This is a genomic window from Vibrio sp. V39_P1S14PM300 (genome assembly GCF_009904765.1).
Lineage (GTDB): Bacteria > Pseudomonadota > Gammaproteobacteria > Enterobacterales > Vibrionaceae > Vibrio > Vibrio proteolyticus.
On the sequence record NZ_WXWP01000042.1, the window covers coordinates 1 to 6,620 of the forward strand.

At 51.1% G+C, this 6,620-nt stretch carries 7 protein-coding genes; 3 read left to right on the forward strand and 4 right to left on the reverse strand.

The window, feature by feature from the left end:
- Window positions 1-43: 43 nt before the first annotated feature.
- Window positions 44-697, forward strand: coding sequence for a GntR family transcriptional regulator (locus CAG65_RS02345; RefSeq protein ID WP_161451903.1), 654 nt, complete (start codon window positions 44-46; stop codon window positions 695-697).
- A 26-nt stretch (window positions 698-723) separates the two neighbouring features.
- On the opposite strand, the gene CAG65_RS02350 is transcribed toward CAG65_RS02345, so the two are convergent.
- From CAG65_RS02350 to CAG65_RS02360, 3 genes are all read right to left on the reverse strand, one after another.
- Window positions 724-2,607, reverse strand: a complete 1,884-nt coding sequence (locus CAG65_RS02350) for a sensor domain-containing diguanylate cyclase (RefSeq protein WP_161451904.1) — start codon at window positions 2,605-2,607, stop codon at window positions 724-726.
- Window positions 2,608-2,753: 146 nt separating this feature from the next.
- Complete coding sequence (locus CAG65_RS02355) at window positions 2,754-3,452, reverse strand: oxidative stress defense protein (protein WP_161451905.1); 699 nt, start codon at window positions 3,450-3,452, stop codon at window positions 2,754-2,756.
- Between the two features lie 102 nt (window positions 3,453-3,554).
- Window positions 3,555-4,451, reverse strand: a complete 897-nt coding sequence (locus tag CAG65_RS02360; protein WP_161451906.1) for a LysR family transcriptional regulator ArgP — start codon at window positions 4,449-4,451, stop codon at window positions 3,555-3,557.
- Between the two features lie 124 nt (window positions 4,452-4,575).
- On the opposite strand from CAG65_RS02360, the gene CAG65_RS02365 reads away from it, so the two are divergent.
- Both CAG65_RS02365 and CAG65_RS02370 read left to right on the forward strand, forming a co-directional pair.
- Window positions 4,576-5,208: a LysE family transporter gene (locus CAG65_RS02365; protein WP_161451907.1), complete on the forward strand. Its 633-nt coding sequence runs from the start codon at window positions 4,576-4,578 to the stop codon at window positions 5,206-5,208.
- Window position 5,209: 1 nt separating this feature from the next.
- Complete coding sequence (locus tag CAG65_RS02370; RefSeq protein ID WP_161451908.1) at window positions 5,210-5,692, forward strand: YbaK/EbsC family protein; 483 nt, start codon at window positions 5,210-5,212, stop codon at window positions 5,690-5,692.
- Between the two features lie 60 nt (window positions 5,693-5,752).
- On the opposite strand, the gene mscS is transcribed toward CAG65_RS02370, so the two are convergent.
- The gene (gene mscS / locus CAG65_RS02375) at window positions 5,753-6,616 is read right to left on the reverse strand and encodes a small-conductance mechanosensitive channel MscS (protein WP_021707323.1); all 864 of its coding nucleotides are present in this window, start codon (window positions 6,614-6,616) and stop codon (window positions 5,753-5,755) included.
- Window positions 6,617-6,620: the final 4 nt, after the last annotated feature.

A 6,620-nucleotide genomic window follows, 5' to 3' on the forward strand; every position in this document is an offset into this window, starting at 1 on the left:
ACCTCATACCATTAACTTACCGTTTATTTTGAGGAATGCCGGTATGCCCAGCCCGACGTTAGCTGACAAAATCGCAAAAATCATCCGTACGGACATTCTGGCTGGTGAACTGAAACCAGGACAAAAGCTGGTCGTTGCCGATTTAAAGGAGCGTTATTGTGTGGGGGCATCACCGATCCGGGAAGCGCTGGTCCAGCTGTCCTGGTCCAGGTACGTCACACTAGAACCCCAAAAAGGCTGCTGGGTGGCCCCGATCTGCAAAAACGACCTGAGCGACTTATTCGATACTTTGAGTGTGCTATCGCGCATTTTGCTCGCCAAATCGATTCAACACGGCGATGAAAGCTGGGAGCTGGAAGTACTGACCGCTTTCCACCGTTTGTCCCGCTTGCAAAACCACAGCGATGAGGACTGGCATTCCCTTGAAGACCGCCGCCAGGTATTTCACCACTCTCTGCTGGATGGTGCGGGCGCGCAGCGGTTGTGTGAGTTTTTCAATCAGACGTTTAATCAGGTTAAACGCTATCAATCGTACGCCATGCATCAGCGTCATTTCACTCCCCGACTCGATATCGACACCCATGAGCGTTTGATGAAATCCGCACTGGCCAAAGACACCGAACAAGCGACCGCTCTGTTTGAGCAACAACTGACTGATCATAAACAGCAGTTGGAGCGCGCGCTCGATCTCGCTTGAACCGCCAGAGCAATCAAACTGTACTTTTACGCCACCTCTTCGCTGCTCAAACAGTACGCGACCTGATTGCGGCCTGACGCTTTGGCGTCATACAGCGCCACATCGGCCCATTTGTAACAACGAGTATTATCGTGAGTCAGATCGGTAAACCCGGCGCTGATGGTGGTGTTAATGCGCGCATCCAGCTCAACCGCAATACGGAGCCTGTTTAATGCGGATTCAGCTTCTTCAAGCGTGGTGTGCGGCATGATCACCGCAAACTCCTCACCACCAATCCGGGCAATAAAGTCAGTTTGACGCAGCGTGTCTGTCATGACCTCTGCAACCGCTCGGATCACTCGATCGCCTTCATCGTGCCCTTTGTGATCATTGATGCGCTTGAAATGATCGATGTCGATCAATGCTAAGCACACCCGATTGCGTTCCGGGTAACGCTCCACCATCAAAGCGTGGCGCTTAAGCTCATTTTCAAACTTACGTCGGTTCCACAACTTGGTCAGTTCATCTTTCTCACTCAGTTCACGTAGCTGAAACTCAAGCGCTTTGCGATCGGAAATATCAACCAGCGAGGTGATGTAATAGCTGATTTTGCCGTTTTCCGACAACACCGCCTGAACCCGCATGATGGCCGTCACCGGCCCTGGCTGATCGTTGATATCAAACTCCACTTCACCTTCCCAGCGGCGTTCTTGGCCAACCCGGTCAACAATTTTCAGCATCGACTCCAACCGCTTTTCACCAAACAACACTTTGAGCGCATTGCGTCCCTGCACCTGTTTCTGTGTACGTCCGGTCAGTTTGGTAAACGCATCGTTGGTCATAATGACACTGTGGTGCGCGTCAGAAATCATCACGGCGGACATGCCGCTCAGTGCGGCACGGGCAAGCTGGCTTTCAATGTTACGCCGGTGGTAATGCAACCCTACCGAAGCGATGGGCAGCGCAAAAAACAGCACCATCATCAAGACAAAAATCGCTTCTTGCAATAAGTCGTCAAAGTCACGCGCATGGCGTTGCAGGATCTGTTGCCGATCAACATGCGCCATCAGATACATGCTGTTGCCCGGCACCAGCTCAATCCGACGAAACGCGATGATCCCGCCCTGCTCTCTGGCGTAGCCGTAGGGCTGCTGTTGCATCTTTTGCCACACGGCGGGAAACAGGTTGGCGACATTGTACTGCTGACGCTCGCTCAGGATATGACCAAACAACTTGCTCTTGTTGTCACTCGACAGGTAGTAGCCTTGCTGATTCAGCAATTCCGGATTGAAGTCGCTGTCCGGGGAGTAATTCATGCGTGAAAATAGATAGCTTACATCCACATTGAGCACCAGATAGCCCATGCGTTTCCCCAATACTGTAACCGGAGAAATCAGACGCAACCCCGGCGTATAGGGCACGACCAATTCCCCGTCGTGGGTTTCCAGATCAATCCCCCAAAGCGCCACCTCACCGGCTTCCAGCGACTGAGCATATTTGAAGTAATCACGGGAGGCTTTATTCTGAAGTGCGTTGCGCACAAAAGAATGTCCGGGGTTGCGGGTGTAGCCCACATCGATCAGCTCTTTTCCGGCGCGACTGATGTAGCGAATCTGCTTATACCATTTCTGACTGGTGGCCACCGACTCCCAAATATTCTCCAGCACCTGGCGGTGCTCAGTATTGGGTAAAATCGCGTAATCAAACATGCTTTGACTGTTGGCCAGCAGTTTGACCGTCGAGCGCAACTGCCCTTTGAGGGTGTCGTATTCCCGTTCACTGTACGTCAGTTGATTGAGGGCGTCCTGGGCGGTTTTTTCCACCACGCTGTGTTGCAGTGTCAGGTAGCGATGATAGTAGTAGGCGGAAACAATGACGGCGAAAACAAAACACGTCACCAGCAAATAGGCTGCGATTTTGGTGTACTTCATTACGCTATCGTCTCTTCCAGCAAAAACGGAAAAGATTATACTACTTGGAATCGGTGTCTAAATTAAACCCACTATCAATCGTCAAAACTGATAGTGGGTTCTCATTCCAGCAAAAACTGTAGGGTTAAATCGTACCCGGTAAGAAGTTAATCTTTTAATTTATAAATGACGTCGACACGGTCATGGATCACCAGCGTCGAGTCTTGGTACGAGTTCGATTCTTTGCGCGCGGAATCCATCGCCAACGAGCGCATCAGCACAGGCTGGACATTCGGCGTGTTGTAATCGATGCGCCAGATATCACCAAGTTTTTTATCAAAGCCCTGCGCCAAAGACGCGGCTTTGTTCATGGCATCTTTAATCGCCGCCTGACGCGCCTGAGCCTGATATTTGCTCTCATCGCGTACTTTGAGTTTGATCTGATCCACTTGGTTAACGCCGTCACTCAGTGCCAGATCCAAATATTGATTTAAATTGGCCAGGTCATCGACGGTCACGGTGATGTTGCGCGACGCTCGATAGCCCACTAACTCCGGCTTACCCGATTTTGGATAGTGGTACTGAGGTGCGAGATACAGATTCGAGCTGCTGATGCTCTCGGGCTTCACCCCCAGATCGGCGAGACTTTTGAGATAGCTGTCGACCGTTTTATCGACTGCCTGCTTCGCCTGCTCTGCGGTCATAGTGGACTCCACCACTCGTACCGAAAACTCTGCCATGTCCGGTTTGGCTACAATTTCTCCATAACCTGTGGTCACTAGATGGGGAAAGCCTGGCGCTTCCGCCAACGCTGCCGCACTGAACAATCCGGAGATCACAAGTACAAAGCGAGATACCATCTTCATAGTTATACGTTCACCTTATCTAACTGATTCCCATACATCATAGTTTTTTACTCCGGATTGACTAGCTTTTAAACGACGATCTGACACAACTTTGACCGACGTCTATCTGGGTAAAATCTGCGCTGCGTAGCCGGTGATCGCTTCCGAGATGGTTTGCAGGATCCCGGTTTCCAGTTGCCAGTGATGCCAGTAAATCCGGTAAGGGATCAAAAAGCCCGGGATCAAATCCACCAGCGCGCCGCTTTGCAACTCATCCAGAATCTGCAATTTGGGGATCAGGCAATACGCCGCCCCGGACAACGCCAGTTTCACAAACGCTTCTGAGCTGGCCACTCTATGGTTGGTGACGCAATCTGGCGACAAATTAAAGTGCTGGTTGAGAAACTGATGATGCAGATCGTCGTGCTGATCAAACGACACCGCCGGCGCCCGGCGTAACGTCTCCCGATTCACCCCCGCTTGAAAGTAGCGATGACAGAATTCCGGACTGGCGACGCACACATAGTCCATCCGGCCAAGGTACACCGCATTGCAACCCGGCAACGCGTTTGCTTCCAGACTGATGGCCCCTGTTACTTCGCCATTTTTCAGCTTTTCAATGGTGCGGGCTTCACCATGCACCACCAGATGCAACTCGACATGACGCTGTTTCATCACTGGCGACAGTGCCGGTAGCAACCAGGTCGCCAGACTGTCTGCATTGGTTGCAATCGACACAGGTAGCGGCCGCTCATGCTCCTGATTGGTCAATTCCGGCATCAGTTCACTCTCTAACAACTGGATGCGATGATAGAGGCCAAGCAGCTTTTTTCCCACCGGCGTGGCTCTTGGCGGCTGCTCGCGAATCAACACTGGCTGAGCGAGAAACTTTTCCAGTTGCTTAAGACGCTGTGAGACCGCCGATTGCGAGATATACAGACTATCGGCAGCTCGCTCAAAGCTGCCCTGCGTGATCACCGACTCTAACGCTTCTATCCATTTGTAATCCAACCCGCGCATGGCCCTGCCCCCCATCAAATTAGATAAACTTATAATAGATTAAAATCATTAATTATACTTATAAAGATATCCGGTTTAAGGTGGCAGGCATTCACAACAAAGACCATGATGAAAGGAGAAAAAAGTGAATTTTTGGTTGATGTTACAAGGGTTTGGCTTAGGAGCAACCATGATTATTCCTATCGGCGCGCAAAATGCGTATGTGCTCAATCAAGGGATTAATCGCCACCATCATTTGACCACAGCCACCGTTTGTAGCGTACTGGACATGTTCTTTATTTCTCTCGGTATATTCGGTGGTGGTGCCTTGTTATCGCAGAATGAAACCCTGCTGACTCTGGTGACGCTCGGCGGTATTGCGTTTCTTACCCTCTATGCCGGCTTGTCACTAAAAAGTGCTTTCAGTTCAGGCAGCAACGATATGAGTCCGCCGGAAGCGATGGCCAGAGGGCGGCGCACCGTCATTCTCGGCGCTCTGGCAGTAACGGTGTTAAATCCGCACCTCTATCTCGATACCGTGGTGATTCTCGGCTCAATCGGCGGACAATTTGCAGGGCATGATCGAATCGCGTTTGCGCTTGGCACCATCATCGCGTCGTTTGTCTGGTTCTACAGCCTGTCGATCGGTGCCGCCAAACTCGGGCCGACATTATCAAAACCGCGAGTGAAGCAAGGAATTGATCTGGCGGTGGCGGGTATGATGCTGCTTATCGCCGCCTCACTCAGCCAAGAGTTGATTACGCAATATTGGGGTTAATATGTCATCACTGGAAAAGATCTATCAAAGCAACGTTGGCTTGCTGACACAGCTCAACATCCGATATGCACAATGGCAGCATGAACCCATTCTGGACTTTGTCACGGATGAGCGGGTAGCCAGAGAACTGGGCTGGAGTGGCACGCACAGCAAAAGCCTGTTTCTTAAACTTAAAGGCGGTGATTACGCCTTGTATCTGACCGACAAAGACTCGCGACTCGACACCAAAGCCATCAAGGCTGCAACGGGCAAGCGTCCATCCATCTGCAGCGATGACGAAATGATCCGCGAGCTCGGCTGTGTGCCTGGTGCTGTGTGCCCATTTGGGATGCCAGAACAGGTCAGCGTGATCGTCGATACCCGTCTCTACCAGCATCCGCAGGTGCTCTATACCCCCGGCTATCCGGACATGACCTTTGGCATTTCCGGTGACGAGCTGGCCAGCGTCTTACAGGCGCTGCCAAACCCACTGTATGAAATATAACGTGTGCTAAAGAGATAAAAAAAGCGAGGCCGGAGCCTCGCTTTTTAATGCATCGTCTATTTAGTCGACTTTGTTCAGATGAACGTCCATTTGCGGGAATGGAATTTCGATACCGTTGTCGTCCAGCGCTTCTTTCATCGCTTGAGTCAGGTCCCAGTACACTGCCCAGTAATCTGCGCTGTTTACCCAAGGACGTACTACCAGGTTCACGGAAGAATCCGCCAGCGCATGCACAGAGACATTCACTGCGGGATCTTTCAGAACGCGAGGGTCACTTTCAACCACTTCACGCAGCACTTGTTTGGTCTTTTTCAGGTCCGCGTTGTAAGACACACCAATCAGGAAATCAACACGACGAGTGTCGTAGCGAGAATAGTTGGTGATTGCACCACCAATAACGGCAGAGTTTGGCAGAACAATCATCTTGTTGTCTGGTGTTTTGAGGATCGTTTGGAAAATCTGGATAGAATCCACCGAGCCCGCCACACCAGCAACTTCAACGTAGTCGCCAGATTTAAACGGACGGAAAGCGACAATCAGTACGCCCGCCGCAAAGTTAGACAAAGAACCTTGCAGGGCCAGACCAACGGCCAGACCTGCCGCACCGATAACCGCAACCACGGAAGCAGTTTGTACGCCAACACGACCCAATGCCGCGATCAGTACGATCACAAATAGCAGGTAACGAACCAGACCATGTACAAACTCGACAACGGCCGGATCCATGTCTTTTTTCTTCAGGACTTTAGAGACACTGCCCGCCACTGCTTTCACAATCAGGTTACCGATAAACAGGATCAGCAGTGCAGAAATGATATTAACTCCGTACTGGATCAGCAGATCAGAGTTATTTGTCAGCCATGATTCAGCACTTGCCAAACCATCAATAAGTGGAGTTTGAACCTCCGCAGATTCCCCTGCCATATAC

Coding starts and splice junctions, on each gene's coding strand:
- CAG65_RS02355 (WP_161451905.1), bottom strand. CDS start 3,452: ATGAAGATGGTATCTCGCTTTGTACTTGTGATCTCCGGATTGTTCAGT.
- CAG65_RS02360 (WP_161451906.1), bottom strand. CDS start 4,451: ATGCGCGGGTTGGATTACAAATGGATAGAAGCGTTAGAGTCGGTGATC.
- mscS (WP_021707323.1), bottom strand. CDS start 6,616: ATGGCAGGGGAATCTGCGGAGGTTCAAACTCCACTTATTGATGGTTTG.
- CAG65_RS02345 (WP_161451903.1), top strand. CDS start 44: ATGCCCAGCCCGACGTTAGCTGACAAAATCGCAAAAATCATCCGTACG.
- CAG65_RS02350 (WP_161451904.1), bottom strand. CDS start 2,607: ATGAAGTACACCAAAATCGCAGCCTATTTGCTGGTGACGTGTTTTGTT.
- CAG65_RS02370 (WP_161451908.1), top strand. CDS start 5,210: ATGTCATCACTGGAAAAGATCTATCAAAGCAACGTTGGCTTGCTGACA.